The 26,010-nt window shown below is 64.1% G+C and carries 24 protein-coding genes; 19 read left to right on the top strand and 5 right to left on the bottom strand.

What is annotated here, in order from left to right; genetic code table 11:
- Positions 1 to 50 precede the first annotated feature (50 nt).
- On the top strand, positions 51 to 809 hold the full coding sequence (gene dhbA / locus ACOWVD_RS00230; RefSeq protein WP_421105361.1) for a 2,3-dihydro-2,3-dihydroxybenzoate dehydrogenase: 759 nt from the start codon (positions 51 to 53) through the stop codon (positions 807 to 809).
- Position 810: 1 nt separating this feature from the next.
- On the opposite strand, the gene rarD is transcribed toward dhbA, so the two are convergent.
- Positions 811 to 1,689, bottom strand: a complete 879-nt coding sequence (rarD, locus tag ACOWVD_RS00235; protein ID WP_197799986.1) for an EamA family transporter RarD — start codon at positions 1,687 to 1,689, stop codon at positions 811 to 813.
- A 139-nt stretch (positions 1,690 to 1,828) separates the two neighbouring features.
- Here rarD and alkB point away from each other — a divergent pair, with 139 nt between their 5' ends.
- Positions 1,829 to 2,476, top strand: coding sequence for a DNA oxidative demethylase AlkB (gene alkB, locus ACOWVD_RS00240; protein ID WP_197763416.1), 648 nt, complete (start codon positions 1,829 to 1,831; stop codon positions 2,474 to 2,476).
- Here the strand turns inward: alkB and ACOWVD_RS00245 are convergent.
- Positions 2,459 to 3,394, bottom strand: a complete 936-nt coding sequence (locus ACOWVD_RS00245) for a LysR family transcriptional regulator (protein WP_421105362.1) — start codon at positions 3,392 to 3,394, stop codon at positions 2,459 to 2,461. The genes alkB and ACOWVD_RS00245 overlap by 18 nt on opposite strands.
- Before the next feature lie 86 nt (positions 3,395 to 3,480).
- On the opposite strand from ACOWVD_RS00245, the gene ACOWVD_RS00250 reads away from it, so the two are divergent.
- Positions 3,481 to 4,110, top strand: a complete 630-nt coding sequence (locus ACOWVD_RS00250; protein WP_044032028.1) for a serine-tRNA(Ala) deacylase AlaX — start codon at positions 3,481 to 3,483, stop codon at positions 4,108 to 4,110.
- Between the two features lie 13 nt (positions 4,111 to 4,123).
- Here ACOWVD_RS00250 and ACOWVD_RS00255 read toward each other — a convergent pair whose 3' ends face one another.
- Entirely contained in the window at positions 4,124 to 4,366 is a 243-nt protein-coding gene (locus ACOWVD_RS00255) for a hypothetical protein (RefSeq protein ID WP_004940831.1), read from the bottom strand.
- A gap of 241 nt (positions 4,367 to 4,607) precedes the next feature.
- Here ACOWVD_RS00255 and ACOWVD_RS00260 point away from each other — a divergent pair, with 241 nt between their 5' ends.
- The 6 genes from ACOWVD_RS00260 to ACOWVD_RS00285 are packed head-to-tail and all read left to right on the top strand — an operon-like array spanning position 4,608 to position 11,812.
- Positions 4,608 to 6,167 carry a TIGR04028 family ABC transporter substrate-binding protein gene (locus ACOWVD_RS00260; RefSeq protein WP_228009830.1) on the top strand — a complete coding sequence of 520 codons (1,560 nt, stop codon included), beginning with the start codon at positions 4,608 to 4,610 and terminating at the stop codon, positions 6,165 to 6,167.
- Between the two features lie 9 nt (positions 6,168 to 6,176).
- A complete protein-coding gene (locus ACOWVD_RS00265; protein ID WP_049242396.1) occupies positions 6,177 to 7,121 on the top strand; it encodes an ABC transporter permease in 945 nt (314 codons plus the stop codon).
- Positions 7,118 to 8,008, top strand: coding sequence for an ABC transporter permease (locus tag ACOWVD_RS00270; RefSeq protein WP_049242395.1), 891 nt, complete (start codon positions 7,118 to 7,120; stop codon positions 8,006 to 8,008). The genes ACOWVD_RS00265 and ACOWVD_RS00270 overlap by 4 nt, the downstream gene beginning before the upstream one ends.
- Complete coding sequence (locus ACOWVD_RS00275; protein ID WP_421105363.1) at positions 8,005 to 9,663, top strand: dipeptide ABC transporter ATP-binding protein; 1,659 nt, start codon at positions 8,005 to 8,007, stop codon at positions 9,661 to 9,663. The genes ACOWVD_RS00270 and ACOWVD_RS00275 overlap by 4 nt, the downstream gene beginning before the upstream one ends.
- Positions 9,660 to 10,703: a putative FMN-dependent luciferase-like monooxygenase gene (locus ACOWVD_RS00280; protein WP_075685215.1), complete on the top strand. Its 1,044-nt coding sequence runs from the start codon at positions 9,660 to 9,662 to the stop codon at positions 10,701 to 10,703. The genes ACOWVD_RS00275 and ACOWVD_RS00280 overlap by 4 nt, the downstream gene beginning before the upstream one ends.
- Positions 10,700 to 11,812 carry an alkylhydroperoxidase domain protein gene (locus ACOWVD_RS00285; RefSeq protein WP_015378422.1) on the top strand — a complete coding sequence of 371 codons (1,113 nt, stop codon included), beginning with the start codon at positions 10,700 to 10,702 and terminating at the stop codon, positions 11,810 to 11,812. Before ACOWVD_RS00280 ends, ACOWVD_RS00285 begins: the two co-directional genes overlap by 4 nt.
- Before the next feature lie 84 nt (positions 11,813 to 11,896).
- Here ACOWVD_RS00285 and ACOWVD_RS00290 read toward each other — a convergent pair whose 3' ends face one another.
- Positions 11,897 to 13,810, bottom strand: coding sequence for a sigma-54-dependent Fis family transcriptional regulator (locus ACOWVD_RS00290; RefSeq protein WP_049242386.1), 1,914 nt, complete (start codon positions 13,808 to 13,810; stop codon positions 11,897 to 11,899).
- Positions 13,811 to 14,089: 279 nt separating this feature from the next.
- Between ACOWVD_RS00290 and ssuD the strand changes: the two genes are divergently transcribed.
- The 8 genes from ssuD to ACOWVD_RS00330 all read left to right on the top strand — a co-directional run bounded on the left by ssuD (position 14,090) and on the right by ACOWVD_RS00330 (position 23,587).
- On the top strand, positions 14,090 to 15,262 hold the full coding sequence (gene ssuD, locus ACOWVD_RS00295; protein ID WP_075685219.1) for an FMNH2-dependent alkanesulfonate monooxygenase: 1,173 nt from the start codon (positions 14,090 to 14,092) through the stop codon (positions 15,260 to 15,262).
- Complete coding sequence (locus tag ACOWVD_RS00300) at positions 15,262 to 16,641, top strand: FAD/NAD(P)-binding protein (protein ID WP_075685221.1); 1,380 nt, start codon at positions 15,262 to 15,264, stop codon at positions 16,639 to 16,641. Before ssuD ends, ACOWVD_RS00300 begins: the two co-directional genes overlap by 1 nt.
- 84 nt (positions 16,642 to 16,725) lie before the next feature.
- Positions 16,726 to 18,132 carry an LLM class flavin-dependent oxidoreductase gene (locus ACOWVD_RS00305; protein ID WP_004940847.1) on the top strand — a complete coding sequence of 469 codons (1,407 nt, stop codon included), beginning with the start codon at positions 16,726 to 16,728 and terminating at the stop codon, positions 18,130 to 18,132.
- Positions 18,133 to 18,139: 7 nt separating this feature from the next.
- Positions 18,140 to 19,159 carry a methionine ABC transporter ATP-binding protein gene (locus ACOWVD_RS00310; protein WP_021505840.1) on the top strand — a complete coding sequence of 340 codons (1,020 nt, stop codon included), beginning with the start codon at positions 18,140 to 18,142 and terminating at the stop codon, positions 19,157 to 19,159.
- The gene (locus ACOWVD_RS00315) at positions 19,156 to 19,860 is read left to right on the top strand and encodes a methionine ABC transporter permease (RefSeq protein ID WP_004940850.1); all 705 of its coding nucleotides are present in this window, start codon (positions 19,156 to 19,158) and stop codon (positions 19,858 to 19,860) included. Before ACOWVD_RS00310 ends, ACOWVD_RS00315 begins: the two co-directional genes overlap by 4 nt.
- Positions 19,861 to 19,862: 2 nt before the next feature.
- Positions 19,863 to 20,738 (top strand): MetQ/NlpA family ABC transporter substrate-binding protein, encoded by an 876-nt coding sequence (locus tag ACOWVD_RS00320; RefSeq protein ID WP_015378417.1) that lies wholly within the window; start codon positions 19,863 to 19,865, stop codon positions 20,736 to 20,738.
- A 183-nt stretch (positions 20,739 to 20,921) separates the two neighbouring features.
- A complete protein-coding gene (locus ACOWVD_RS00325) occupies positions 20,922 to 22,352 on the top strand; it encodes an MFS transporter (RefSeq protein ID WP_021505838.1) in 1,431 nt (476 codons plus the stop codon).
- A gap of 17 nt (positions 22,353 to 22,369) precedes the next feature.
- Positions 22,370 to 23,587 carry an acyl-CoA dehydrogenase family protein gene (locus tag ACOWVD_RS00330; RefSeq protein ID WP_015378415.1) on the top strand — a complete coding sequence of 406 codons (1,218 nt, stop codon included), beginning with the start codon at positions 22,370 to 22,372 and terminating at the stop codon, positions 23,585 to 23,587.
- An 8-nt stretch (positions 23,588 to 23,595) separates the two neighbouring features.
- Here the strand turns inward: ACOWVD_RS00330 and ACOWVD_RS00335 are convergent, their stop codons facing one another.
- Complete coding sequence (locus tag ACOWVD_RS00335; RefSeq protein ID WP_075685225.1) at positions 23,596 to 24,231, bottom strand: flavodoxin family protein; 636 nt, start codon at positions 24,229 to 24,231, stop codon at positions 23,596 to 23,598.
- 115 nt (positions 24,232 to 24,346) lie between these two features.
- On the opposite strand from ACOWVD_RS00335, the gene ACOWVD_RS00340 reads away from it, so the two are divergent.
- Complete coding sequence (locus ACOWVD_RS00340; protein WP_286093428.1) at positions 24,347 to 25,243, top strand: LysR substrate-binding domain-containing protein; 897 nt, start codon at positions 24,347 to 24,349, stop codon at positions 25,241 to 25,243.
- 69 nt (positions 25,244 to 25,312) lie between these two features.
- Positions 25,313 to 25,900 carry a nitroreductase family protein gene (locus ACOWVD_RS00345; RefSeq protein WP_015378412.1) on the top strand — a complete coding sequence of 196 codons (588 nt, stop codon included), beginning with the start codon at positions 25,313 to 25,315 and terminating at the stop codon, positions 25,898 to 25,900.
- Positions 25,901 to 26,010: the final 110 nt, after the last annotated feature.

A 26,010-nucleotide genomic window follows, 5' to 3' on the forward strand; every position in this document is an offset into this window, starting at 1 on the left:
ACGATGAACAACAACATGACCCGGCTGTGCGCCCGGATGGCGGTGCGCGCATGAGCATTCAGATGGATTTCACCGGCAAACGCGTGTGGGTGACCGGCGCGGCGCGCGGCATCGGCGAGCAGATCGCCCGGCATTTTTTGACGCAGGGCGCCGAGGTGGTGGGGTTTGACCGCGAGTTCGCCAACCCGGCTCTGCCTTACCCTTGCGTGACGCTGGACATCAGCCGGCCGGAGCAGGTGGAGGCGGTGTGCCGCCAACAGCTGGCGGAAAACCCGCGACTGGACGTGTTGGTCAACGCCGCCGGCATTTTGCGCATGGGCAATACCGAAGATCTGAGCGTGGATGACTGGCACCAGTGCATCAACGTCAACGCCTCGGGGGCGTTTTACCTGTTCCGCGCCGTGCTGCCGCACTTCAAGGCGCAACGCAGCGGGGCGATCGTCAGCATCGGCTCCAACGCCGCGCACGTGCCGCGCGCGCAGATGGCGGCCTACTGCGCCTCCAAGGCGGCGCTGACCAGCCTGAACCACTGCGTGGGGCTGGAGATGGCGCCGTTCGGCGTGCGCTGCAATCTGGTGTCGCCGGGCTCGACCGACACGCCGATGCAGCGCGGCATGTGGCAGACCGACGATGCACAGCAGCGCACCATCGACGGCTTCCCCGAGCTGTTCAAACTGGGGATCCCGCTGGGTAAAATCGCCCGCCCGGACGAGATCGCCAACGCGGTGTTGTTCCTGGCCTCCGACTTGGCCAGCCACATCACCATGCAGGATATCGTGATCGACGGCGGCGCCACGCTGGCCGCCTGAGTCAGACCCGCTGGCGGCGCAGCAGGTGCTGCGCGCCTTCCGCCGTCAGCAGCAGCACCGCCAGCCAGATCGCCAGATAGGTTGGCCATTCGCTTTGGCTGATGCTCTCGCCGAGCAGCAGCGCGACGATCACCAGCAGCACCGGTTCCACATAGCTCAGCAGGCCGAACAGGCTGAACGGCAGCAGGCGGCTGGCGAGGATGTAGCACACCAATGCCACGGCGCTGATGACGCCGAGCAGCGGAATGCGCCAATACAGCTCGGTATTGATCTGCAACGCCGCGGCGCCACCGTCGCCGAAGGCGAACCAGGCCGCAGCCGGCAGCATCAACGCCAGCTCGCACCACAGCCCGCCGAGATTGTCGGTGCCGAAACGCCGCCGCAAAATAAAGTAGAGCGGATAACCCAGCGCCACCACCAGCGTCGGCCACGACACGCCACCCGCCTGATACAGCTCATTGCCCACCCCCACCATGGCGCATGCCACCGCCAGTTTTTGCAGCAGCGACAGCCGATCTCGGTAAATCAAACGGCCCACCAGCACCATCGTCAGCGGCAGCAGAAAATAACCGAGCGATACGTCGAGCGCCTTGCCGTGCAGCGGCGCCCACAGGAACAGCCACAGCTGCACCCCCAGCAGCGCCGAGGTGAGCAGCAGGCCCAGCAGACGCGGCGGCCGTTGGCCGATCCAGGCCAGCGTGTCGCCCACCTTGCGCCAATCGCCGGACAGCGCCATGAACAGCGTCAGGAACGGCAGCGTCAGCAGCGTGCGCCAGCCGTAGACCTGCTCGCCGTTCAGCGGGGTGAGGGTAGAGGTGAAGTAATACATCGCGCCGAACAAGATGGAGGCGACGACTGAAAGAGTGATGCCCTTAATCACACGCATTCCTGGTGAGTGATTGATTTTATGGCGGCTACTGTAGAGAAATTTGCCGCCAACAACAATGGCGCCGCCGGGCGCTGGACAATCGGCGGCGGCGGGTTACAATGGATACTGTGTATTCATACAGGTTTTGGCGATGACAATCGATCTTTTTGAAGACGTGCTGCCGCCGCCGTGGCGCGAAGAGATCGCCCCCGGCGCGGTGGTGATGCACGGCTTCGTGCGCGATCACGGGCCGGCACTGCTGGCGGCGGTGCAGGGCGTGGTGGCGCAGGTGCCGTGGCGGCATCTGACCACCCCCGGCGGGCACGTGATGTCGGTGGCGATGAGCTGGTGCGGCAACGGCTGGACCAGCGACAGCCGGGGCTACCGCTATTCGGAACGCGACGCGCGCAGCGGCAAACGCTGGCCGGCCATTCCGCCGATCCTGATGGCGCTGGCGGACGAAGCTGCGCAGCAGGCGGGCTTCGGCCCCTTCGTGCCGGATTCCTGCCTGATGAACCGTTACGATCCGGGCAGCAAGCTGTCGCTGCATCAGGATAAAGACGAGCACGACTTCGGCGCGCCGATCGTCTCGGTGTCGCTCGGGCTGCCGGCGGTGTTTCAGTTCGGTGGCCTGCAGCGCAGCGACCGGGCGCGGCGCATTCCGCTGGCGCACGGCGATGTGGTGGTGTGGGGCGGCCCATCTCGGCTCTGTTTTCACGGCATCCTGCCGGTCAAGGAAGGCTACCACTCGCTGGTGGGGCCGCACCGCATCAACATCACGCTACGCAAGGCGCTTTAGCTGCGGCTCCTGCGCCAGGCAGGCGACGAGATAGTCGATAAACACCCGCAGTTTGGGCGGCAGATACTGGTTGGGCGCGTAGAGCAACCACAGGCCGCCGTGATAGCTGCTGAGAAAATCCCATTCCGGCAACACCTGCACGATCTCGCCGTCGTCGAGCGCCTGGCGGGCGGTAAAGTACGGCAGGCTGCCGATGCCGATATGCTGTTTCACCGCCTCCAGCCGCACGCCGGTGTGGTTGGCGGCGTAGCGGCCGCGCACGTTGACCGTCACCGTTTTGCCGCTGCGGCGGAATTTCCATTGCGCGTCGCTCGGCGTTTCCCCCAGATAGATGCAGCTGTGCGCCGCCAGATCGTGCGGATGCTGCGGTGCGCCGTGCTGCGCCAGGTAGTGCGGCGTGGCGCACAGCAGATGGTCTATTCTCATCAACTGGCGGCCGATCAACCCGGGCGAGGGGCGATCGGTAATGCGCAGCGCCAGATCGACCCGATCGTCTATCAAATCCATGTAGCGATCTTCCAGCCGCAGTCTCACGTCCACCTTCGGGTAGCGGCGCAGGAACTCCGGCATGTGCGGATGCAGCACGAAGCGGCCCACCGCTTTGGGTACGCTGACGCTGACCAGCCCTTCGGGCTCCGCGGCGCCGCGCCCGCCGATCGCCATGACCGCGTCGGCCGCCGCCAGCAGGGTGCGGCAGTGCGCAAACACCTCTTCGCCGCTTTCGCTCAGCCGCAGTTTGCGGGTGGTGCGGTGCAGCAGCTGCAGCGTCAGCGCCTGTTCGAGCTTCGCCACGCTGCGGCTGACGGCGGAAGGCGAAGCGCCCAGCTTGCGGGCGGCGGCGGAAAAGCTGCCGCTCTCTACCACCTGAACGAAAACGGCCATTTCGGCCAACAGCGCGTAAGAAAGATTTGTGCTCATGACGCAAAAGTCCATTGTGATGGCGGCGGATTATCCTCCGATTATGGCATGAATATAATGGCTCTCCGAACCGAGGAGAAAAAATGATGACCGAGCGACGTTATTACTACAGCGACGATTTACAGGGCCAGGCGCGGGTGTTGAGCTGTGCGCCGGCCGAGGCGGGCGCTTACGCCGTGGAACTGGACGCCACGCTGTTCCACCCGCAGGGCGGCGGCCAACCTTCCGATGTGGGGGCGTTAGGCGGCGTTACCGTGCTGCGGGTGCAGCAGCAGGGGGATACCGTGGTGCACTTTACCGCCGCGCCGCTGCCGAACGGGCCGGTTACGATGCAAATCGATGAAGCGCAGCGTCGGCTGCACGCCCGCTGGCACTCCGCTGGGCATCTGATCGGCTGGTTGGGCGAAACCCGGGGCTGGCGGCCGGTCAAGGCGCATCATTGGCCGGGGGAAGGGCGCATCACTTTCGCGCCGGGACCGGATGCACAGACGATAGAAGCGGACTTTTTGCAGGAGGAGCTGATGCGTTTGATCGCCGCCGATCTGCCGCGCCGCCAGCAGGCGGTGGACGGCCTGCGCCAGGTCGGCTTCGGCGAGCTGCCCGCCTACGGCTGTGGCGGCACCCATGTCGCCGCGCTGGGCGAGGTGGGCGCGATCGCGATTACCGGCCTAAAGATGAAGAAAGGGCAATTGAACGTGCAATATGAGCTGGGTTGAATAAGGGGGCGGCTCAGCGCCCGGCCTGCCGCAGCTGGGTGCAGAATGCGCATTGGCACCCCGCCACCGGCACCGCCGCGCAGCTGCCGATGCTCACCGGCTGGGCGTCCATGGCGTGAAAGCCGTAAAACAGATTTTCGATGTTTTGTTCCGCCACCCGCGCCTGCTCCGGGCGCGGTTCGGGCACTTTCGACTGAAACGCTGCGGCCTTGCCGGCCAGCAGGCTGAGAAATAACAGCGACAGCTGGATTTTCATCGTCGTCTTCCTTTGGCTGAGGTTTTGATACTTTATAACAGATTGCATTCGCCGCCAAGCGACGCGTCTTGTGCGATTTACACCATTGGTTAGCGAAATTAGTTCGTTCAATTCCCCGCCGATTTGGTTTGTTATCTAACCCATAACTTTCAGAAATAATATGGGTGCGGCACTAATGTTTAAGTTTTCTTTCAAGGTATTAACCGGTGGAATAGCGGTGGCGTTAGGAGGGGCGGCGGCGATGAGCCCGGCGTTGGCGGCGGTGCAGGGCGGCACGCTGATCTACCTCGAACAACAGGCGCACACCAATCTTTATCCGCCTTCCGGCGGGTTTTACCCCAACGGCGGTATTCTCAATCAGATCACCGACAAGCTGACTTACCAGAACCCCAAGACGCTGGAGATTGAACCCTGGATCGCCGAGTCCTGGAGCAGCAACGCCGACAAAACCGAATACACTTTCAAGCTGCGCCCCGGCGTGACTTTCTCCGACGGCACGCCACTGGACGCCAACGCGGTGGCGAAGAACTTCGACACCTACGGGCTGGGCAACAAGGAGAAACGCCTGCCGGTTTCCGAGGTGATCAATAACTACCAGCGCAGTGAAGTGGTGGATCCGCTGACGGTTAAATTCCATTTCACGCGATCGTCGCCGGGTTTCCTGCAGGGCACCGCCACTATCGGCTCCGGGTTGGTATCGCTCAGCACGCTGAACCGCAGCTACGACGAACTGGGCGATGCGCGCCATATCATCGGTTCCGGTCCGTTTGTGGTCAGCGGCGAAACGCTGGGGCGTGAGGTCGAGCTTAGCGCCCGTAAGGATTATGACTGGGGGCCGGTCAAATCGCCCCAACAAGGGCGAGCCAATCTGGACGGCATCAAAGTGATCGTCACCGGCGAGGACAGCGTGCGCATCGGTGCGCTGCAGGCCGGGCAGGCGGATTTTATCCGCCAGATCCAGGCCTATGACGAGAAGCAAACGCAGGATCAGGGCTTTATCATTTATGCCGCACCGACGCGCGGCGTCAACGACAGCATCGCTTTCCGGCCGAATAACCCGTTGGTGGCCGATCTGCGCGTGCGTCAAGCGCTGCTGCATGCCACCGACAGCAAGCAGATCGTCGATACGCTGTTCTCCGCCAACTACCCGCAGGCCAAATCGGTGATCGCCTCCTCGGCCGCCGGCTTTGTCGATCTGTCCGACAAGCTGAAATTTGACCCGCAGCAGGCCAACCGGCTGTTGGATGAAGCGGGTTGGAAAAAGGGCGGCGACGGGCTGCGGGAAAAGGACGGCAAGAAGCTGGTGCTGACGGTGTATGAATCGTTGCCGCAGCCGCAGAACAAGGCGGTGTTGCAGCTGGTTTCTCAGCAGTGGGGGAAAGTCGGCGCGCGGCTGAACATTCTGGCGGGCGACGCCGGCAGCCGGGTGGCGGATAATCTCGACCCACAGAAAACCCCGGCGACGGTGGTGGAGGTGGGGCGCGCCGATCCGGACGTGATTAAAAGTCAGTTTTACCCAACCAACCGCGACGGGCTGCTGCAGAAGGGCGGCACCAGCAGCAACAGCAACTTTAGCGATGACAAGCTGAATGCCCTGCTGCTCGGCATTGCCTCCGAGGTTGATGCGCAACAACGCCTGCAGATCGCCGGCGAGGCGCAAAACTACCTGATTGACCAGGCCTACGTGATCCCGTTTTTTGAGGAGCCGCAGGTGTTCGCTGGTGCGCCTTATTTGAAGGGGGTGAGTTTCGAAGCGGTCGGTCGCCCGAGCTTCTACGGCGCCTGGTTAGAGAAACATTAAGGGGGCGCAATGAAGCGATATCTGGCGGGGCGCATCGGGCAGGCGGCATTGGTGCTGTGGGCGGCCTTTACCCTGTCGTTCATCCTGCTGCAGGTGCTGCCGGGCGATGCGATCCTGATCAAATTCCAGAACCCGGACATGGGGCTGAGTCCGGCGCAGATCGCCGACATGCGCGCGGCCTATGGCGCGGATGCCCCCCTGTGGCGGCAGTATCTGCATACCCTGGGCAGCGTGCTGCATGGCGATCTGGGCTTCTCAATGCAGGCCGGGGTGCCGGTTACCGCGCTGCTGGCGGCTAATCTGCCCGCCACGCTGCAGTTGGCGGTGCTGGGCTTTGCGGTGGCGTTGCTGCTGGCGCTGATTATCGCTTTTGTTTCCAACCTGACCGGCTTCGGCTGGCTGCGTTCGGCGCTGCAGATGCTGCCGTCGCTGTTCGTTTCAGTGCCCACCTTCTGGCTGGGCATTGTGCTGATTCAGCTCTTTTCGTTCCGCCTGAAGCTGATCCCGATCATTAACCCCGGCGAGTGGCAGGGGGTGATTTTGCCGATCGCGACGCTGGCGCTGCCGATCTCCGCGCCGCTGGCGCAAATTCTGATCCGCAGCATCGATGCGGTGCAAACCCAGCCGTTCGTCGCGGTGGCGCGGGCCAAGGGCGCCAGCCGCAGCGGGGTGCTGTGGCGGCATGTGGCGCGCAACGCCATGCTGCCGGCGCTGACCATCGCCGGCATGCTGTTCGGCGAACTGATCGCCGGGGCGCTGATCACCGAAACCGTGTTTGGCCGCAGCGGCCTGGGGCAATTGACCCAGCAAGCGGTGGTCAATCAGGACGTGGCGGTGCTGCAGGCGATAGTGCTGATCTCGGCCGCCGCTTTCGTCATCATCAACTTGCTGGTGGATCTGCTGTTCCCGCTGCTGGATCCGCGGCTGAAAACCCAGGCAGGAGCATCCCTATGAGCAGTATCTCCTTTGAAAAAGCCACGGTTCCGGAGCGCGATCTGTCCGGCGCTGAAAGTGAAGGCGCGCTGCCCGCCAGTCGTTCGAGCCGCCGCCGTGTCCCCCTGACGCTTTTGCTGGCCTGGGCGGTCATTGCGCTGGTGGTGCTGTGGGCGTTGGCGCCGCAGCTGTTTACCGCCTACAGCGGCACCGAAGGCATTGCCGGCGCGCAGCGACTGACGCCCGGCGGTGAGCATTGGCTTGGCACCGATCAACTGGGACGCGACCTGTATGCGCGCATGGTGTACGGCGCGTCGCAAACCCTGGCCGGCGCGGTAGTGGCGGTGGCGCTGGGGTTGGTGTTCGGCACCGCGCTCGGCCTGATCGCCGGCGCGTTGGGCGGCGTGGCGGACGACGCGGTGATGCGCGTCGTCGATGTGCTGCTGTCGATCCCCGGCCTGCTGCTGTCGCTGAGCATTATCATCCTGCTTGGTTTCGGTACGGTCAACGCCGCCATCGCCGTGGGCGTCACTTCGGTTGCCAACTTTGCCCGTCTGGCACGGGCGGAAGTGGTGCGAGTGCGGCACAGCGATTACGTTGAAGCGGCTTACGGCAGCGGCGGCAGCTTTTGGGCGGTGCTGTGGCGGCATATCCTGCCGAACTCGCTGACTTCGGTGATCGCCTTCTCGGCGCTGCAGTTCGGCAGTGCGATCCTGGCGATCGCCACCCTGAGCTTCCTCGGTTACGGCACTCCGCCGCCAACCCCGGAATGGGGGCTGCTGATCGCCGAAGGGCGCAACTACATTTCCACCGCCTGGTGGCTGACCACCTTCCCGGGCATGGTGGTGGTGGCGGTGGTGTTGGCGGCTAACCGCATCAGCCGTTCGCTGGGAGGAAAAGCGCGATGAGCATGCAAGCGGCATGGCAACGGGCGGCGCGGCCGCCGGTACTGGCACTGGACAAGGTTTCCATCGCCTATCAGGGCAACGATGGCAGGCGAAGGGTGGTGCATGAGGTGTCGTTCACGATTGAGCCGGGGGAAGTGGTGGCGCTGGTTGGCGAATCCGGTTCCGGCAAAACCACCACGGCGCAGGCGATCATCGGCTTGCTGGCCGACAACGGCCACCTTGAACAGGGCGCCATCCGGCTGCACGGCACCGATATCGCCGGCTGGTCATCGCGGCGGCTGGATGCGGTGAGAGGGGCGCAAATCAGCCTGATCCCGCAAGATCCCGCCAGCTCGCTCAACCCGGTAAAAACCATCGGCGAGCAGGTGGCGGAGATCGTCAATATTCACCGCCGGTTGCCGCGCGGGCAGGTACAACAGCGGGTGACGGAACTGCTGACCCGCGTAGGGCTGACGCACCCGGAACTGCGGGCGCGCCAGTTTCCGCATCAACTTTCCGGCGGCATGAAGCAGCGGGTATTGATCGCCATCGCCATTGCGCTGCAGCCGGCGTTGATCATTGCCGACGAACCGAGCAGCGCGCTGGACGTGACGGTGCAAAAACGCATTCTCGATCTGATCGACGAGCTGCGGCGCGAATTCGGCACTGCAGTGCTGCTGGTGACGCACGATTTGGGCGTGGCGGCGGAACGCGCCGATCAGTTGCTGGTGTTCCGCCACGGCCGGGTGCAGGAACAGGGGGCTACCGCCGAGGTGCTGCGCGCGCCTGCCAGCGCATACACCCGTAAACTGTTAGCCGATGCGCCTTCATTGAGCGGCGCCGTTGCGCCGCCGCCGAAACGCAGCGGGCAGCCGCCGGCGATCGTGGTTCAGGCGCTGGTTAAGGATTTTCGGCTGTCCGGCGGCCAGGGGTTCCGCGCGCTGGATCGCGTGTCATTCAGCGTGCCGCGCGGCACCACCCATGCGTTGGTGGGAGAGTCCGGGTCGGGCAAAAGCACGCTGGCGCGTTGCCTGCTGGGCTTCGAGCGGCCGGATGCCGGGCAGGTCCTGATCGACGGCGTCAATGTTATCGGTCTCAGGGGCGAAGCGCTGCGTCAGTTTCGGCAGCGCATTCAGCTGGTTTATCAGAATCCGTTCGGCTCGCTCGATCCCAAACAGACTCTTTATCGGGTGATTGAAGAACCGCTGCTGAATTTCGCGCCGATCGGCAAACCGGAGCGAGATCGGCGGGTGCGTGAGCTGTTCGAACGGGTCGCGCTGCCGCCCGATTTGCTGAACCGCAGGCCGCACGAACTGTCCGGCGGCCAGCGTCAGCGGGTGGCGATTGCCCGCGCGCTGGTGCTGCAACCGCAAATATTGGTATTGGATGAGGCCACGTCGGCGCTCGACGTCACGGTGCAGTCGCAGATCCTGCATTTGTTGCAAGAGTTGCAGCAGGAGCGGGACCTGACCTACCTGTTTATTTCTCACGATCTGGCGACGGTGCGGCGGATTTCGCACAGCGTTTCGGTATTGCACCGCGGTGAACGGGTAGACGGCGGCGCCACCGCCGAGTTGTTCGCCATGCCGGGGAGCGATTACACCCGCCAATTGATCGCCGCCATTCCCGGCCGCGCATCGCATGCCGGACAGCCAAAATTCGAGGAGGCGATATGAGCGGAAAAAGACTCGGTTTCTTCACCCGATTGCTGGATCAGGGCAGCGCGCAGGAGCGCTACCGGCTGGCGACCGAACAGATCGTGCACGCCGAACGAGCCGGGTTCGACACCGCCTGGGTGGCGCAGCACCACTTTCATGCCGATGAGGGCGGTCTGCCATCACCGCTGGTGTTTTTGGCGCAGGCGGCGGCACGCACCCGCCGTATCCGGCTGGGCACCGGGGTGATCACGTTGCCGATGGAGTCGGCGCTGCGGGTGGCGGAAGACACTGCGGTACTGGATCTGTTGTCCGACGGCAGACTGGAGGTGGGCGTGGCCGGCGGCGGCACGCCGTCTTCTTTCGCCGCTTTCGGTCTCGACGCCGGGCAGCGCAACACGGCATTCGCCGAGAATTTGCGCACGTTGCTGAGCGCCTGGCGCGGAGAGGCGTTGGGCGGCGAAGACAACCGGCTGTACCCGGCGGCGCCGCAGCTGGCGCAGCGCGTCTGGCAGGCCACGTTCTCGGTGGAAGGGGGCGAACGGGCCGGCCGCGCCGGTGACGGTCTGATGCTGTCGCGCACGCAGCCGCGCCCGGCGGACGCGCCTGACCTGCCGCTGGACGAACTGCAGAATCCGATCATTGACGCTTATCTGGCGGCGCTGCCGCCAGGGGTGGCGCCGCGCATCATGGGGTCGCGCACTGCGTTTGTCAGCGAGAACGGCCAGCAGGCACGCGACTTCGCCACGGCCGGGTTGAGCCGTGGGCTGGAGCGGATGCGCGCCAGCGGCCACCGGTTGGCCGATACGTCGCTCGACGGCCTGATCCGCGCTTTCGACGTGCACTTGGGCACGCCAGATCAGGTAATAGCCTCGCTGCAACGGGACAGGGCGCTGGCGCGCGTCACCGATCTGGCGTTTCAGGTGCACTCCATCGACCCGCCGCACGCCCATATTCTGCGTTCTATCGATCTTATCGCCCGCCACGTGGCCCCTGAACTGGGCTGGCGGCGCGGCATGCCCGCCGTTGCTTATGAATATCACGTTGAGGAAAAGCTATGACGACATTACCGCACCAGGTCGATCTGCTGGCCGAACTGGCCGAGATTGCGCCGGATTCCACGCTGGCGCAGGCCAGAGCCACCCGGCAGGCGGCGACCGATGCCGTTCAGTCCAGCTATCTGGCGCTGTTTGCGCCTGCGGACGCCGGCGATTTCCCGCTGGCGCAGCGGCTGCGGTTGGCTCAGCGCATCAGTGAATGGCATGGCGAGCCGCGCTTGGCCGCGCATTACGCTGCTCTGCTGGAACGTCAGGGCGACGCGCCGGAAGACGAGCGGCTGCCGGCGGCGTTGGCGCATGCAGAACGTTTGGCGTTTCAACCGGCCAACGCCAACGCCCAGCACTTGCAGGCGCTGCGGCAGGCCGGCTGGTCGCTGGACGCCATCGTCACATTGTCGCAGTTAATCGCCTTTGTCAGTTTCCAAAGCCGCTTGCTGCGGGGCTACCGGTTGTTGGGCGGCAAGACGGACGACGCTGCGGCGCATCAGCCGGTAACGGCCGGCCGCTGGCGAACGGAGAGCGCGACGCGAGGCGGCCGTCACGCGCCGCCGGCGTTTACCCGGCAAGAACTGGGGTGGGAGCCGTGGATCGCCGCCAAGCCGTTGGCGGAATTCGATGACGCCGGCCGGGCGTTGTTAGAGCGGTTTGGCCACGCCGATTCCGATTACTTCCGCCTGTTGGCGCGCAACCATCCGGTGCTGGAACAACGCACGCTGGCGGACCGGGCGATTTTTTATACCTCCGGCGGGCTGTCGCGGCAGGATCGCGAGTTGGCGGCGACGGTCGCCAGCAAGGTGAACGGCTGCATCTACTGCGCCTCGGTGCATGCGCGCAAGGCGGCGCAGCTGTCGAAGCGCGAAGCCGAGATAGATCGGTTGCTGGCGGTGGCGCCGGGCGGCGCGTTGAGCCAGGGGCAGGATGACGCCTGGCAAGCGCAGATAACCTTTGCCGCCGCGCTATCCGCCACGCCGCCGCAGGCTGACGCCGGGCAACTGGCGGCGTTGCGCGCTCAGGGCCTGGATGAGCTGGCGCTGTTGGATTTGGTGCAGGCGACGGCGTTTTTCGCCTGGGCCAACCGGTTGATGTTGACGCTGGGCGAACCTTATCTCTGATCTCTGCCCTCTTTCAGGCGGCGGCATTGTCGGCTGCCGCCCGGGATCCGCCGGGCATCTGGCGTCGGCGCTTTTGGCAGGGGATCACAACGGCCAGACCGCCTCGCGCACGGCGATCGCTCTGGGCAGCAGCCCGAGGGCGTAGAAGCGGTCGGCGATGCTTTGCTGCTGGCGGATCACCTGCAAATCCATGGCGCGGATCTCGTGGCTGCGGCGCGACAGCGCGAGTTCCAGCGAGGCGCTCGCCAGCCCCAGTTCGTTGGAAAGGTGACGAGCGGCTTCTCTCGGCTGCGCGGTGATGTAGCGGCCGGTGTGCTGCAGCGCCTGCATCAATGGCTGCAACAGATCGCCCGAACGCTCGGCGAAGTCGCGGCGCGCCAGGTAGAATTGCTGATTGAGCACCCGCTGGGTGCCGTCGGCGATCACGCGCAGTTCCCCGTTGCGTTGCGCGTCGCTGAGCAGCGGATCCCACATCATCCAGGCGTCCACCGCCTGCAGATCGGTCGCCGACAGCGGATACTTCGGCGGCGCGTAGACGATACGCACGTCGTTCAACGTCAATCCCTGTTCGTCCAGCATCTGCAGCAATAAATAGTGCACGTTGGAGCCTTTGTTGAGCGCGATGCGTTTGCCGCGCAGATCGGCGGCGCTGCGTATCGGGCTGTCTTGCGGCACCACCATCGCCACGCTCTGCGGCGCCGGCGGCTCAAAACCGACGTACACCAGCGCATTGCCCTGTGCCTGGGCGAAAATCGGCGGCACTTCGCCGGTGGTGCCGAAGTCTATCTCATCGCCGTCGAGCGCGTGCAGCAGCTGCGGCCCGGCGGGAAACTCGCTCCACAGCACGCTGATGCGCTGTGTGGCGAAGAGCTGTTCCAGGCTTTGCCGCGCCTTGAGCACCCCGAGGTTGCCGAACTTTTGATAGCCGATGCGCAGTTCGCGTTCGGGCAGCGGCGCTGCGCTGATGGCCGGTGAATGTGAGGGGGCGCCGACGCTGCGGCGGCGCGGTTTGATCAGACCAAGATGCGCCAAATGGGTGCGCAGGGTATTGCGGCTGACGCCGAGCAACGACGCCGCTTGCAGCTGGTTGCCGCCGCTGCGTTCGAAGGCGTTGCGCACCAGCGCATCCAGCACCCGTTGGTAAAGCTGCGCGCTGTCGCCTTGCAACTGCTGCTGCACAAAGCGATCGATGGCGTCGTCGCCGCCGCCGCCGTTATCCGTCAGGCGATGGGTGAGCTGCAGTTGCTGCGGGGCGATCGCCCCCTCCTGGCTCAGCAAGACCGCATTATGCAGCGTGTTCTCCAGCTCGCGCACGTTGCCGGGCCAGGGGTAGTCCAGCAGCACCTGCTGCGCTTCCGCCGTCAACCGCGGCAGTGGCCGTTCCAGACGGCGGGCGTACAGCGCAAGAAAATGTCTGGCCAGCACCGGAATATCGTCCGGCCGCTGGCGCAAGGGCGGTAAAGTCACCGCCGCCACGTTCAGGCGGTAATAGAGATCTTCACGGAACCGCCGTTGGCGAATCGCGCCGGCCAGATCGACGTGGGTGGCGGCGATGACCCGCACATCGATCTTCAGCGGTTTGCGCGAACCGACGCGGGTGATCTCCCGTTCCTGCAGCACGCGCAGCAGCTTGACCTGCAGCGACAGGTTCAGCTCGCCGATCTCGTCCAGCAGCAGGGTGCCGCCTTCCGCCGCTTCGAACCAGCCCTGATGAGTGCCGACGGCGCCGGTGAAGGCGCCTTTCTCATGGCCGAACAGTTCGGCTTCCGCCAGGCTTTCCGTCAGCGCGCCGCAGTTGACCGCCAGGAAAGGTTGATGGCGGCGCGCGCTGTGGTGGTGCAGATAGCGCGCCACCACTTCTTTGCCGGTGCCGGTTTCACCGACGATCAGCACGGTGGCGTCGGTGGGAGCCAGCCGATCGAGCACGCTTTGCAGAGCGAGCGACGCCGGATCGATCAGCACCGGTTTGTCGGCGGCGAACGGTTGGGGATCGTACATGGGCGTCTCCTGTCTGACGACGATGGGGAAAAAAATCTTATCCCAGCCAATGAGCCGCCGCGAGAGGATAAAAGGCGCACGGTGCTGCATTGGCAACAGCTTTCCGCCGCCGCCTGCTGCCAATGCAGCAGCGTTTTGACGTCGATATCTCATCAATATATTGATATGCATTGGTTTTTTTAAATCTGCAATGTGGCACGCATCCTGCTTTTCTTTTTATAACCAAGCAAAGTTTTTCTATCGATAAATAATGAAAATAGTTATATAGGAAAGGCATAAATGACTGAGTCAGTGAAAGATCGCATCAACGTTTTCTGGTTTCTGCCGACCCACGGCGACGGTCGCTATCTGGGCACGGCGCAGGGCGGGCGCCCGGTGGACCTGCCTTATTTGCAGCAGGTGGCGCTGGCCGCCGACAACCTCGGCTATTACGGCGTGCTGATCCCAACCGGTAAAAGCTGCGAAGATTCCTGGCTGGTGGCGGCGGCGCTGGCGCCGATCACCCGCCGGTTGCGCTACCTGGTGGCGGTGCGCCCCGGCCTGCAGCCGCCGAGCCTGGCGGCGCGCATGGCCGCGACGCTGGATCGGCTGTCGGACGGGCGCCTGCTGATCAACGTGGTGACCGGCGGCGATCCGGTGGAAAACAAAGGGGATGGCATCTTCCTCAGCCATGCCGAACGCTATGAGGTGACACAGGAATTTCTCACGGTGTATCAACGGCTGTTGCAAGGGGAGAAGGTGGATTTCAGCGGTAAGCATATTCGCGTCGAAGGCGCCGAATTGCTGTTCCCGCCGGTGCAGGAAAACGGCCCGCCGCTCTATTTCGGCGGCTCATCGTCGGAAGCGATCGACATCGCCGCCGGGCAGATCGACACCTACCTGACCTGGGGCGAGCCGCTGGCTCAGGTGGCGGAAAAGCTGGCGGCGGTGCGCCAGCGCGCCGAGCGGCAGGGGCGTAAACTCAGCTATGGCATTCGCCTGCACGTTATTGTGCGCGAAACTGAAGACGAAGCCTGGGCGGCGGCCGAGCGACTGATCGCGCATCTGGATGACGACACCATCGCGGCGGCGCAGCAGATCTTTGCGCGCATGGACTCTACCGGCCAGCGCCGCATGAGCGAACTGCACGGCGGCTCGCGCGAGAGTCTGCGCATCGGCCCCAACCTGTGGGCCGGCGTCGGCCTGGTGCGCGGCGGCGCCGGCACCGCATTGGTGGGCAATCCGCAGCAGGTGGCGGCGTGCATACGCGAGTATCAGGCGCTGGGCATCGACAATTTCATCCTTTCCGGCTATCCGCATCTGGAAGAGGCTCACCGCTTCGCCGAGCTGGTGATGCCGCTGCTGCCGCTGGCGCAGTCGGCTCATCAGACGGCTCGCACGATCAATACCGGCCCGTTTGGCGAAACCATCGGCGGCGATCGTCGTCCCGGCCCGGCGCAGCGGGAGGGCTGATGGCGAAGCGTGCCCATATTATCGTTATCGGCGGCGGTTTCACCGGCGCGGCGCTGGCGATCCAGCTGGCGCGCGGAGCGGTGGATGTCACGGTGATCGAACCGCGCGCCGCGCCGGGCTATGGCGTGGCGTATTCGACCACCGAGCCGACTCACCGCATCAACGTCCCGGCCGAAAGGATGCAGCTGGCGGATGAACCGGCGGGGGATTTTGACCGCTGGTTCCGCGAGGGCGGCGGGCTGGCGGCCGATCCGCAGGCGTTGTGGCGCGACGGTAAAGCCTATCCGCAGCGCGGCGCCTTCGGCCGCTATGTCGAGGAACGTTTTCATCAGGCGGCGCAGTCGGGCCAGGCCCGCTTGTGGCACCTGCGCGATCGGGCGCAGCACCTGCAGCCGCAGGCGCAGGGCGCGTCCGTCATCACCGCCGGCGGCGAACGGCTGTGGGGCGACTATGTGGTGTTGGCGACCAGCCATCCACCGCCCGCGCTGCCGCGGCAGATCGCCCCGGAACTGGCGCGCGACGCGCGTTTGATCGCCAATCCCTGGGCGGAGGGGGCGCTGGATGAGATTGAACCCGATGAATCGTTGGCGATCGTCGGCAGCGGGCTGACGATGGCCGATGCGGTGGCGGCGTTGCACCGCCGCGGGCATCGCGGGCCGATTACCGCGTTCTCTCGTCACGGCTTGCTGCCGCGTGCCAATGCTGAAGGGGAGTACCCGACGTGGTCGTTTACCCCGCCATCCGGACTGCGTGACGGGGTGCGGCAGGTGCGCCTTGAGGTGGCGCGCGCCGCTCGGCAACGGGTGCCGTGGCAGGCGGTGTTGGACGCGGTGCGCGCCCAGGGCCAGCGCCTGTGGCAAGCGTTGACGCCGACCGAACAGCAGCGCTTTCTGCGGCATCTGCGCGCCTATTGGGACGTGCACCGCTATCGCATTGCGCCGCAGGTGAGCACGCTGCTGACGGAGCAACAGGCGGCGGGCACGCTGCAGGTATTGGCCGCTCGTCTGCGGCGGGCGGAACCCATGCCGCAGGGCGTGCGCTTGACGATTCTGCCGCGCCAGGGCGCAGAGCGGGCGCTGCAGGCGCAGCGGTTGCTGATCGCTACGGGGCCGGCTCATGCCGGCCTGATCGCCGCCAGCCCGTTGCTCAGTTCGCTGGCGGAGCAGGGGGCGCTGCGCGCCGATCCGCTGGGATTGGGGCTGTGGGTCAATGCCGACAGCCAGGCGATCGGCGGCGACGGCCTTGCCAACCCGCGCCTGCTGGTGGCCGGCCCGGCGGCGCGCGGCCGCTTCGGCGAACTGATGGGGCTGCCGCAGGTGGCGGAACACGCCCAAAGCGTCGCGCAATACCTGCTGGCGCGATGTCCGGCTGCAAACTGATCGTCCATTCCCGTTTTTAACACCCTAAGACCCCCCATCCGGCCCGGCTCCGCCCGTGGCCGGCAGATAATTGTGGAGCTCGCTATGTCATCGCAACGTGAAATTCGTCTTAACGCTTTTGATATGAACTGCGTCGGCCATCAGTCGCCGGGGCTGTGGGCGCACCCGCGCGACCGTTCCTGGCAGTATAAGGATCTCGAATATTGGACCGATCTGGCGCGCCTGCTGGAACGCGGCAAGTTCGATGGATTGTTTATCGCCGACGTGCTGGGGATTTACGACGTGCTTAACGGCAGCGGCGACGCGGCGATCCGCCAGGCGACGCAGGTGCCGGTTAACGATCCGCTGGCGCTGGTGACGCCGATGGCGCTGGTTACCGAACATCTCGGCTTCGGGCTGACCGCCTCGCTGTCATTCGAGCACCCTTATCCTTTCGCCCGCAGATTGTCGACGCTTGATCACCTGACCAAGGGGCGCATCGGTTGGAATATCGTTACCTCTTACCTGGAGAGCGGCGCGCGCAATATTGGCCACCGGGCGCAGACCGATCACGATGCGCGCTACGACTACGCCGATGAATACCTGCAGGTGGTTTACAAGCTGCTGGAGGGCAGTTGGGAAGACGGCGCGATTTTGCGCGATCGTCAGCGGCGCATCTTCAGCGATCCGGCGAAAATTCATCCGATCAACCACAAGGGCGAGTTTTTCCAGGTACCGGGCATTCACCTGAGTGAGCCTTCGCCGCAGCGCACGCCGGTGCTGTATCAGGCCGGCGCTTCCAGCCGCGGCAAGCAGTTTGCCGCGGAACACGCCGAATGCGTGTTTGTCGCTTCTCCTTCGAAAACATTGCTGAAAAAAACCGTGGCCGATATCCGCCGCCGCGCCGCCGAGGCCGGGCGCGATCCGCGCAGCATCCTGATCTTCAACCTGCAGACGGTGATCGTCGGTGAAACTGACCGACAGGCGCAGGAAAAATGGCGGGAATACAAATCCTATACCAGCTACGAAGGCGCGCTGGCGCTGGTGTCCGGCTGGACCGGCATCGATTTCGGCCAGTATCAGCCGGATCAGGTGCTGAAGCATTTGCACACCAATGCCATTCAGTCGGCGGTGGAAACTTTCTCCAGCGCCGATCCCAGCCGTGAATGGACAGTACAGGGCATCGCCGAATGGGTCGGCATCGGCGGTTTCGGCCCGCTGTTGGTGGGCGGCCCGCAAACCGTGGCCGACGAATTGCAGGCGTGGGTGGAGGAAACGGATGTTGACGGTTTCAATCTGGCCTACGCCGTTACCCATGAAACCTTCACCGACGTGGTGGAACTGCTGATCCCCGAGCTGCAAAAACGCGGAGCGTACAAGCGCGACTACACGGCGGGCACTCTGCGAGAAAAATTGTTCAACCAGGGGCCGCGCCTGGCGGAGCCGCACCCGGCGGTGGGCTACCGCTGGCCGGCCGGTGCGTCCTTGGCCGATGCACTGAGCGTCAAGTGAGGATGCGATGATAGAGATTGAGGAGTTGCACAAGGCTTACCGCGCGCCGGACGGGCGCCGGATTGAGGTGCTGAAGGGCGTTTCGCTGCGGGTGCCGGCCGGATCGATTACCGCCGTGGTCGGCCCCAGCGGGGCGGGCAAATCGACGCTGGCGAAATGCATCAGCCTGCTGGAGCGGCCGAGCAGCGGCAGTATCCGGGTGAACGGCCAGGACTTGTCGCGGCTTGCGGGCGAGGCGCTGCGCAGGGAGCGGCGGGCGATAGGCACGGTGTTCCAGTCTTCCGCGTTGCTGCAGCGCAAAACCGCCTGGCAGAATGTGGCGCTGCCGTTGACCTATCTGGGCGTGGTGCCGCGCGATATCGACAAGCGGGTAAAGAGCCTGCTGGCGGCGGTGGGGCTGGCGGACAAGGCGGCGTTTTACCCGGCGCAGCTGTCCGGCGGCCAGCGCCAAAGGGTCGGCATCGCCCGCGCGCTGGCGCTGAATCCGTCGGTGCTGCTGGCGGATGAGGCCACCTCCGGGCTGGATCCGGACGCCACCGGGGCCATTCTCAGCCTGCTTAAACAGCTGCGCGATCGGTATGGCCTGTCGATCATCCTGATCACCCACGAGATGGATGCGGTGCGCGACGCCGCCGACGCGGTGGCCGAGATCCGCGACGGCGTGATTGTGCAGCAAGGGCCGGTGCGCGAGCTGTTGGCAGCACCCGATTCCTCGCTGGGCCGCCGGCTGTTCCCGCTGAAGACGCTGGCGTCCGACGCCGCGTTGCGGCTGCAGGTAACCTACTGCGCCCGTCAGCCGGCGGCCACCGACTGGATCAGCCGCATCAGCCGCCAACTCGACCTGCAGATCGATCTGTTGGGCGGCCACGTTGAAGTGGTGGGCGGCAGCCTGGCCGGGCGGTTGGAGATTGCGGTGCGTTTTGGCGGCGGTTCGCGTTCGGTGGCTGAACTGCAGGACGAGCTGCGGCGGTTGGGCATTCTCGCCGAGGTGCTGGAACAGCCGGCGGCGTTGAAGGAGGCGGTATGAAAAATCTGTCAGACAGCGTGATGAGCCAGGACACACCCTGGCGCGAGATCCATCGGTTGATGCTGCCGGCCTACGGCGAAACCTGGCTGATGGTCGGCATCGTGATGCTGTTTGTGGTGGCGATTGGCGGCGCCGTCGGCGTGGTGCTGTTCAACACCTCATCGCGCGGCTTGTTTCCGCGCCCGGCGCTGAATCGCGCGCTGAGCTGGTTGGTGAACATGGGCCGTTCGCTGCCGTTTCTGGTGCTGATGGCGGCGATTATTCCGTTCACCTTCTGGTTGACCGGCACCACCATCGGCATTCCGGCGGCGGTGATCCCGATGATCGTCGCCGGCATTCCATTCTTCGGCCGGCTGGTGGAGAACGCGCTGCGCGAACTGCCGCCGGAGGTGACGGCGGTGGGGCTGGTGTCCGGCGGTTCGATCTGGCAGATAGTCACCCGCGCGCAGCTCAGCGAGGCGCTGCCGGCGATTGTCGCCGCCATCACGCTGAACGTCATCTCGATGATCGAGTATTCGGCCATCGCCGGCACCATTGGCGCGGGCGGCATCGGCTATCTGGCGGTGGTGTACGGCTACCAGCGTTTCGACAATCACATCATGATCGCCACCATTGTGGTGCTGATCGCCACGATCCAACTGATTCAGTTTATTGGTGACCGCCTGGTCGCCGCGTTGCGTCATCATCAGGAAACCCTTTAATCATGCCTAATCACGATTTTGAGATAGTGAAGAAGAAACGCTGGCCGTGGCCGGTGGGTATCGCGGCGGTGGCGATTATCGCCGCCGCGGTTTGGCACTTCAGCGCTCGCCAGCAGCAGACGGTGCAGTTCGGCAGCACGCTGAAAGTGCACTTTGAGCCGGCGATGGCCGGAGAGCAGCGGGTGATCGAGTACGTCGGCGAGCATATCGCGCCGGATTACGGCCTCAGGCTGGAGGCGGTTGGCCTGCAGGATCCGGTGCAGGCCGATCGTGCGGTGGCGCAGGGGCAGTACGCCGCCACGATCTACCAGCACCAGTGGTGGCTAAAGCAGGTGGTGGAGGCCAACGGTTTTAAGCTGACCCCGACTCTGCCGGTGTTTCAGTGGGCGTTCGGCATCTATTCCGACCGCTATACGTCGATCGCCGAGTTGCCGGACGGCGCGGAGATCGTGGTGCCCAACGACGGCGCCAATCAGGGGCAGGCGTTGTGGCTGCTGCAGCGCATTGGACTGATCGGGCTGGATCCGGCGATCGAGGCGCGCACCGCCAGGCTGAAAGACATTCGCGAGAACAAACGCCATTTTAACTTCAAGGAGCTGGATTTGCTGACCATGCCGCGCGCGCTGAATTCGGTAGATGCGGCCATTGGCTATGTGTCGCAGTTCGACGCCGGCAAAGTGCCGCGTGAGAAGGGCATCTTGTTCCCACCGGCGCCGAAGACCTTCGCCTCGCAGCTGGTGATTGGCACGCCCTATCTGCAGGACGAAAATATTCGCAAGCTGCAGCGGGCGTTTGCCGATCCCAGGTTGCAGGCGTGGCTGAAAAACACCGACGACCCGCTGGTGAAAGGCGTGCTGGTGCCGGTATCGGCAGAATAATCCCCGCCCGAAATGGCCGTGATAAAGACCGGATTAACGCGTGTTAATCCGGCGTTTCTGTTACGCTGTAACTATATTTAATTTATTGATATTAATGATATTTATAGAAATATTTGTTGTTTGTCGGCGTAATTTTTTCACCCTATAAACGAGGTGTCACCTGCCAATTACAACGAGGAAGCTATGAGTACCTTAAATATCGATACCGCGCCGCCGTTATCTGCGCCCATCGGCTCGGCCAGCGATGTGGCGCGTTTGATTAACCAACGCAGCGAGAAAAATACCCATGCGCGCATGATCGTGCTGTTGGCGCTGGGCGGTGTTTTTCTCGATGCCTATGACCTGACCACATTGTCTTACGGCATCGATGACGTGGTGCGTGAATTCAGCCTCAGCCCGCTGCTGACCGGAGTGGTAACTTCTTCGATCATGGTCGGGACCATTCTCGGCAACCTGGTCGGCGGCTGGTTGACCGACAAGTACGGCCGCTATCAGGTGTTTATGGCCGATATGCTGTTTTTTGTGGTTTCCGCCATCGCCGCCGGGCTGGCGCCCAACGTCTGGGTGCTGATCGGCGCGCGCTTTTTGATGGGTATCGGCGTCGGCATCGATTTGCCGGTGGCGATGGCCTATCTGGCCGAATTCTCCAAATTCTCCGGCAAGGCCAACAAGGCGTCGCGCCTGGCGGCCTGGTGCCCGATGTGGTACGCCGCTTCGTCGATGTGTTTTCTGATCATCTTTGCGCTCTATTTTCTGTTGCCGGCCGAACATGCGAACTGGCTGTGGCGCGCCTCGTTGATTTTCGGCGCGGTGCCGGCGCTGCTGATCATCATGGTGCGCAGCAAGTTTATGAACGAGTCGCCGCTGTGGGCCGCTAACCAGGGCGATTTGAAAGAGGCGGCGCGCATCCTGCGCGAGTCATACGGCATCGCCGCCCATGAGGCGGAACCTGACGCCGCCCAACCGGCGGCGGCGAAGGTCAGCTTCCGCGTGCTGTTCCGCAAGCCGTACCGCGAACGCACTCTGGTCTCCTGCGTGATGAACGTTTGCATTTCCTTTGAATACACCGCCATCGCCTTCTTTCTGCCGTCGATTCTGGCGCAGTTTCTCGGCGCCGGGGTGTTTGAAACCCTCTCCGCCTCGCTCGGGCTGAACGTGCTGTTCGCCTTTACCGGTGGCCTGCTCGGCATGCGTCTGGCATGGAAGTATCCGTCGCGCCACGTGGCGATCGCCGGATTTGCGCTGCAGTTTATCGCGCTGATTGCCCTGGCGTTGATCGGGCATCCGCAGGCGGCGTTCGGCGTTGGGCTGGCGATCCTGATGTTGGGCCTATGGCTGTTCGCCGAAGGCTTCGGCCCCGGCGCGCAGATGATGATTTACCCGGCGCTCTCTTACCCGACGGCGATCCGCGCCACCGGCGTCGGTTTCGGCCGTTCGCTGTCCGGTATCGGCAGCGCGCTGGCGCTGTTTATTCTGCCGATTTTGCAGGCGCGCTTCGGCACCGACATGTTTTGGATTGTTTCACTGGCGGCGGCGATCCCCATCGTCTTCCTGCTGATCATTCGCTTCGAACCGACGGCGCGCGATATCGACGATCTGGCCGATCGCGCTTAACCACAGAGGACACTGACATGACGCAACACCTGTTATCCACCGGAGCAGACTACGCACAGCTGGCCGCGCGTTTTCGGCCGATCTTCGCCGAAATCGCCGCTGGGGCGGTGGAGCGCGAGCTGTCGCGCACGCTGCCGCATGAACCGATCCGTTGGCTGAAAGAGGCGGGGTTCGGCAGGGTGCGCATCCCGCGTGAAAAGGGCGGCGACGGCGCTTCGTTGCCGCAGCTGTTCGAACTGCTGGCCGAACTGGCGGAGGCGGACTCTAACCTGCCGCAGGCGCTGCGGGCGCATTTCGCCTTCGTGGAAGATCGGCTGAACGCGCCGGACGGCCCGGAGCGCGATCGCTGGTTCGAACGCTTTCTCGACGGCGAGCTGGTCGGCAGCGGTTGGACCGAGATCGGCGGCGTGAAGCTGGGGCAGGTCAATACCCGGGTAACGCCGCAGGCCGACGGCTGGTCGCTCAACGGCGAGAAATTTTACAGCACCGGCAGTCTGTTTGCCGATTGGATCGACGTGTATGCCGAGCGCAGCGACAGCGGCGGCCCGGTGATCGCTTTGGTTAACGTCGCCCAGCCGGGCGTAGAGCGCGACGACGACTGGGACGGATTTGGCCAACGCACTACCGGCAGCGGCACCACGCGTTTTATTGATGCGCAGGTCGAGCAGGCGCACGTCTATGACTTTGCCGAGCGCTTCCGCTACCAAACTGCGTTCTATCAGCATGTGTTGCTGGCGACGCTGGCGGGGATCGGCCGCGCGGTGCTGCGAGACGTCGGCGAGGGCGTGAGGCAACGTAAAAGGATCTATAGCCACGGCAACGCCGGTTGGGTGAAGGACGACGTGCAGATCCAGCAGGTGGTGGGGCAAATCAGCGCCTGGGCCTATGCGGTCGAGGCGACGGTGCTAAAAGCGACTTCCTCGCTGCAGCAGGCTTACGAGGCGCATCGATCCGGCGATGAAGCGCTGCTGCAGGCGCTTAACGTGACGGCGGAGCTGGACGCGGCCAGGGCGCAGGTCATCGCCGGGGAGTGGGTGCAGCGCGCCGCCGGTGAATTGTTCAATGCGCTCGGCGCTTCAGATACCCGTACCGGCAAGGCGTTGGATCGCCACTGGCGCAATGCGCGCACGCTCTCTTCACATAATCCGGTGATCTACAAGGCGCGCAATATCGGTGACTGGGAAATTAACCGCCATACGCCGACCTTTATCTGGCAAATCGGCAGTGGCGGTTGAGGCCGTGGCTATTCCGTCCAAACCTGCGTGCTGCGCGGGCTGTCCATCTGATAATCCGAGTAGGGGCGGGTGAAGAACTCGCGCCCCAACTCGCGGGCGGCCCGCAGCGGGTTGCGCGGATCGCGGGCGATCTCGCCGCGCTGGTTGCCGGCGCCGTGCACCAGTCCGACGAAGGCGGAATGGGTGTAGCGGCTGAACTCCTGGATCTGATGCACGATGCCCAGCGCCGCGCCGGGATAAGTTTCTTCCGACGCCACCGCCAACCCGATGCGTTTGCCGCTCATGCGTTGGTGCACCTGTTCCGCCTGAGGGTAGGCGTTGGAATAGAAGCTGAACGAGCGATCGAAAAAGGCCTTGGTTTGCGCCGACATGCCGTACCAGTAAATCGGCGTGCAAAATACCGCGCCGTCGGCCGGCAGGAAGTGCTCCAGGAACAGCTCGGCGTAGCGATCGGCCGGCGGCGGCGCGTGGCGCTCATCGCTGAGAAAACCGCTCAGGTAATCGTCGAGAAAATGCAGGCTGGCGACGGTGCCGGCTTCGGCGGCGCCCGCCATGATCGCCTGCGCCAGCGTGGCGCTGTTGCCGTCGCGGCGCGGGCTGCCGACCAGCACCACCAGGCGCTTGGATTGATGAGCTGTATTCATGTCATGCTCCTTGGTGTGAAGTGAACTCAGCCTTAATCTAGAAGCGAACGTCTGCAGGCGACAAATGACGGTTTTTCTGCCAGGATGAACTCAACTCATCCCAAGAGGCTTCGCCATGTTCGCTACGCTGCCCGTCAACGCGTTACGCACCTTTGAATCCGCCGCTCGCCTGCGCAGCTTCAAGCTGGCGGCGGGCGAGCTGGCGGTGACGCCGACGGCGATTTCGCACCAGATCAAGGCGCTGGAACAGCAGCTGGGTTTTGCGCTGTTCGAGCGGGTGCCGCGCGGCGTGCGGCTGACGGCGAAGGGCGAAACGCTGTTTGCCGGCGTGCACGGCGCGCTGCTGGACGTCGCCGCCACGCTTGAGGGCCTGCGGCCGCAGCCCAGCAGCGGCTCGCTGTGCGTCTCGGTGACGCACTCGTTCGCGGCGCTGTGGCTGGTGCCGCGCCTGGGGCGTTTCTACCAGGCGCATCCGCACTATCTGGTGCGCCTGGAGGCCTGCGCCGAGGTGATCGACCTGCAGCAGGACGCCAGCGTGGATGTGGCGGTGCGCTACAGCCGCGCGCACTATCCCGCGCTGCATCAGGCGGCGCGGCTGGAGGAAAGCTTTGGCGTCTACGCCGCGCCGGGGCTGGCCGCCGCTCCGCCGGACAACCCGGTGCTGATCACCGTCAAATGGGGGGATTCGGCGCTGTACGACAGCGGCTGGCATGACTGGTGCCGAGCCGCCGGCGTGGACTGGTGGCAGCGCCATGCGGCGATGCGCAGCTATCACGAGGAGCATTACGCCCTGCAGGCGGCGGTGGCCGGGCAGGGATGGGTGCTCGCCAGCTCGGTGATGGTGTCCGAGATGGTGGACAACGGTCTGCTGGTGGCGTACCGGCCGGAGGTGCGCGTACCGGGCGCCGCATACAGCGTGCTGTGCGCCCCGGGGCGCGAGCGGCATCCGCCGGTCAGGGCGTTTCTGGCCTGGTTGCAGCAGGAATTGCCGCAGGACAATGGCACGAAATAAAAGTTTTACCGTCCTAAGCTGTGGGAATATCAGCGAACTTTTGTTTTTACTTCACTGCGAGAACCTATCATGAGCCAGCCAAGAATCTCCGATTACCCGATTGACGCGCAATTTATCGAGCGCTGGTCGCCGCGCGCGATGACCAACGACGCCATCGACGATCAAACGCTGCTGAGCTTCTTTGAAGCGGCGCGCTGGTCGCCTTCGGCCTACAACATTCAGCCGTGGCGCTTTGCCTACAGCAAGCACGGCTCCGACAGCTGGGAGAACTACCTGGAGTTCCTGATCGACTTCAACCGCGGCTGGGCGCAACACGCCTCGGCGCTGGTGGTGATCGTCTCCAAAACCACCAGCCTGAACGGCGAGCGTCTGGTGGACAACCCGACCCATGCATTCGACACCGGCGCGGCCTGGGCCAACCTGGCGCATCAGGCGCATCTGAAAGGCTGGCTGACCCACTGCATGAGCGGCATTCACCACGATAAGATCAAAGCGGCGTTGCAGCTGCCGGACGACTATGCGGTGCACGCCATGGTGGCGATCGGCAAGCCGGGCGACAAAGCCCGCCTGCCGGATTTCCTGCAGGAGAAAGAAGCGCCGTCGGGCCGTCTGCCGCTCGGCAAGACCGTCAGCGAAGGGCTGAATTTCACGCTGTGATTGCCCGCTTTCTCGCAGGCCCGCTTCGCGGGCCTTTTTTATGCGGCGAGTAAAACTTAGGGAGTATGTTCTCGTTTGCTCATTCGCTGTATATTTTGTTATATAGCGAT

The sequence above is a fragment of the Serratia sp. SA088 genome, assembly GCF_049065515.1.
Classification (GTDB): domain Bacteria; phylum Pseudomonadota; class Gammaproteobacteria; order Enterobacterales; family Enterobacteriaceae; genus Serratia; species Serratia nematodiphila.

Bases quoted from the DNA above. Each gene is read 5' to 3' on its own strand.
- ACOWVD_RS00335 (WP_075685225.1), bottom strand. From the start codon at position 24,231: ATGAATACAGCTCATCAATCCAAGCGCCTGGTGGTGCTGGTCGGCAGC.
- ACOWVD_RS00320 (WP_015378417.1), top strand. From the start codon at position 19,863: ATGCCTAATCACGATTTTGAGATAGTGAAGAAGAAACGCTGGCCGTGG.
- alkB (WP_197763416.1), top strand. From the start codon at position 1,829: ATGACAATCGATCTTTTTGAAGACGTGCTGCCGCCGCCGTGGCGCGAA.
- dhbA (WP_421105361.1), top strand. From the start codon at position 51: ATGAGCATTCAGATGGATTTCACCGGCAAACGCGTGTGGGTGACCGGC.
- ACOWVD_RS00245 (WP_421105362.1), bottom strand. From the start codon at position 3,394: ATGAGCACAAATCTTTCTTACGCGCTGTTGGCCGAAATGGCCGTTTTC.
- ACOWVD_RS00345 (WP_015378412.1), top strand. From the start codon at position 25,313: ATGAGCCAGCCAAGAATCTCCGATTACCCGATTGACGCGCAATTTATC.
- ACOWVD_RS00340 (WP_286093428.1), top strand. From the start codon at position 24,347: ATGTTCGCTACGCTGCCCGTCAACGCGTTACGCACCTTTGAATCCGCC.
- ACOWVD_RS00275 (WP_421105363.1), top strand. From the start codon at position 8,005: ATGAGCATGCAAGCGGCATGGCAACGGGCGGCGCGGCCGCCGGTACTG.
- ACOWVD_RS00250 (WP_044032028.1), top strand. From the start codon at position 3,481: ATGACCGAGCGACGTTATTACTACAGCGACGATTTACAGGGCCAGGCG.
- ACOWVD_RS00310 (WP_021505840.1), top strand. From the start codon at position 18,140: ATGATAGAGATTGAGGAGTTGCACAAGGCTTACCGCGCGCCGGACGGG.
- ACOWVD_RS00270 (WP_049242395.1), top strand. From the start codon at position 7,118: ATGAGCAGTATCTCCTTTGAAAAAGCCACGGTTCCGGAGCGCGATCTG.
- ACOWVD_RS00305 (WP_004940847.1), top strand. From the start codon at position 16,726: ATGTCATCGCAACGTGAAATTCGTCTTAACGCTTTTGATATGAACTGC.
- ACOWVD_RS00300 (WP_075685221.1), top strand. From the start codon at position 15,262: ATGGCGAAGCGTGCCCATATTATCGTTATCGGCGGCGGTTTCACCGGC.
- ACOWVD_RS00330 (WP_015378415.1), top strand. From the start codon at position 22,370: ATGACGCAACACCTGTTATCCACCGGAGCAGACTACGCACAGCTGGCC.
- ssuD (WP_075685219.1), top strand. From the start codon at position 14,090: ATGACTGAGTCAGTGAAAGATCGCATCAACGTTTTCTGGTTTCTGCCG.
- ACOWVD_RS00325 (WP_021505838.1), top strand. From the start codon at position 20,922: ATGAGTACCTTAAATATCGATACCGCGCCGCCGTTATCTGCGCCCATC.
- ACOWVD_RS00255 (WP_004940831.1), bottom strand. From the start codon at position 4,366: ATGAAAATCCAGCTGTCGCTGTTATTTCTCAGCCTGCTGGCCGGCAAG.
- ACOWVD_RS00315 (WP_004940850.1), top strand. From the start codon at position 19,156: ATGAAAAATCTGTCAGACAGCGTGATGAGCCAGGACACACCCTGGCGC.
- ACOWVD_RS00260 (WP_228009830.1), top strand. From the start codon at position 4,608: ATGAGCCCGGCGTTGGCGGCGGTGCAGGGCGGCACGCTGATCTACCTC.
- ACOWVD_RS00290 (WP_049242386.1), bottom strand. From the start codon at position 13,810: ATGTACGATCCCCAACCGTTCGCCGCCGACAAACCGGTGCTGATCGAT.
- ACOWVD_RS00280 (WP_075685215.1), top strand. From the start codon at position 9,660: ATGAGCGGAAAAAGACTCGGTTTCTTCACCCGATTGCTGGATCAGGGC.
- ACOWVD_RS00265 (WP_049242396.1), top strand. From the start codon at position 6,177: ATGAAGCGATATCTGGCGGGGCGCATCGGGCAGGCGGCATTGGTGCTG.
- ACOWVD_RS00285 (WP_015378422.1), top strand. From the start codon at position 10,700: ATGACGACATTACCGCACCAGGTCGATCTGCTGGCCGAACTGGCCGAG.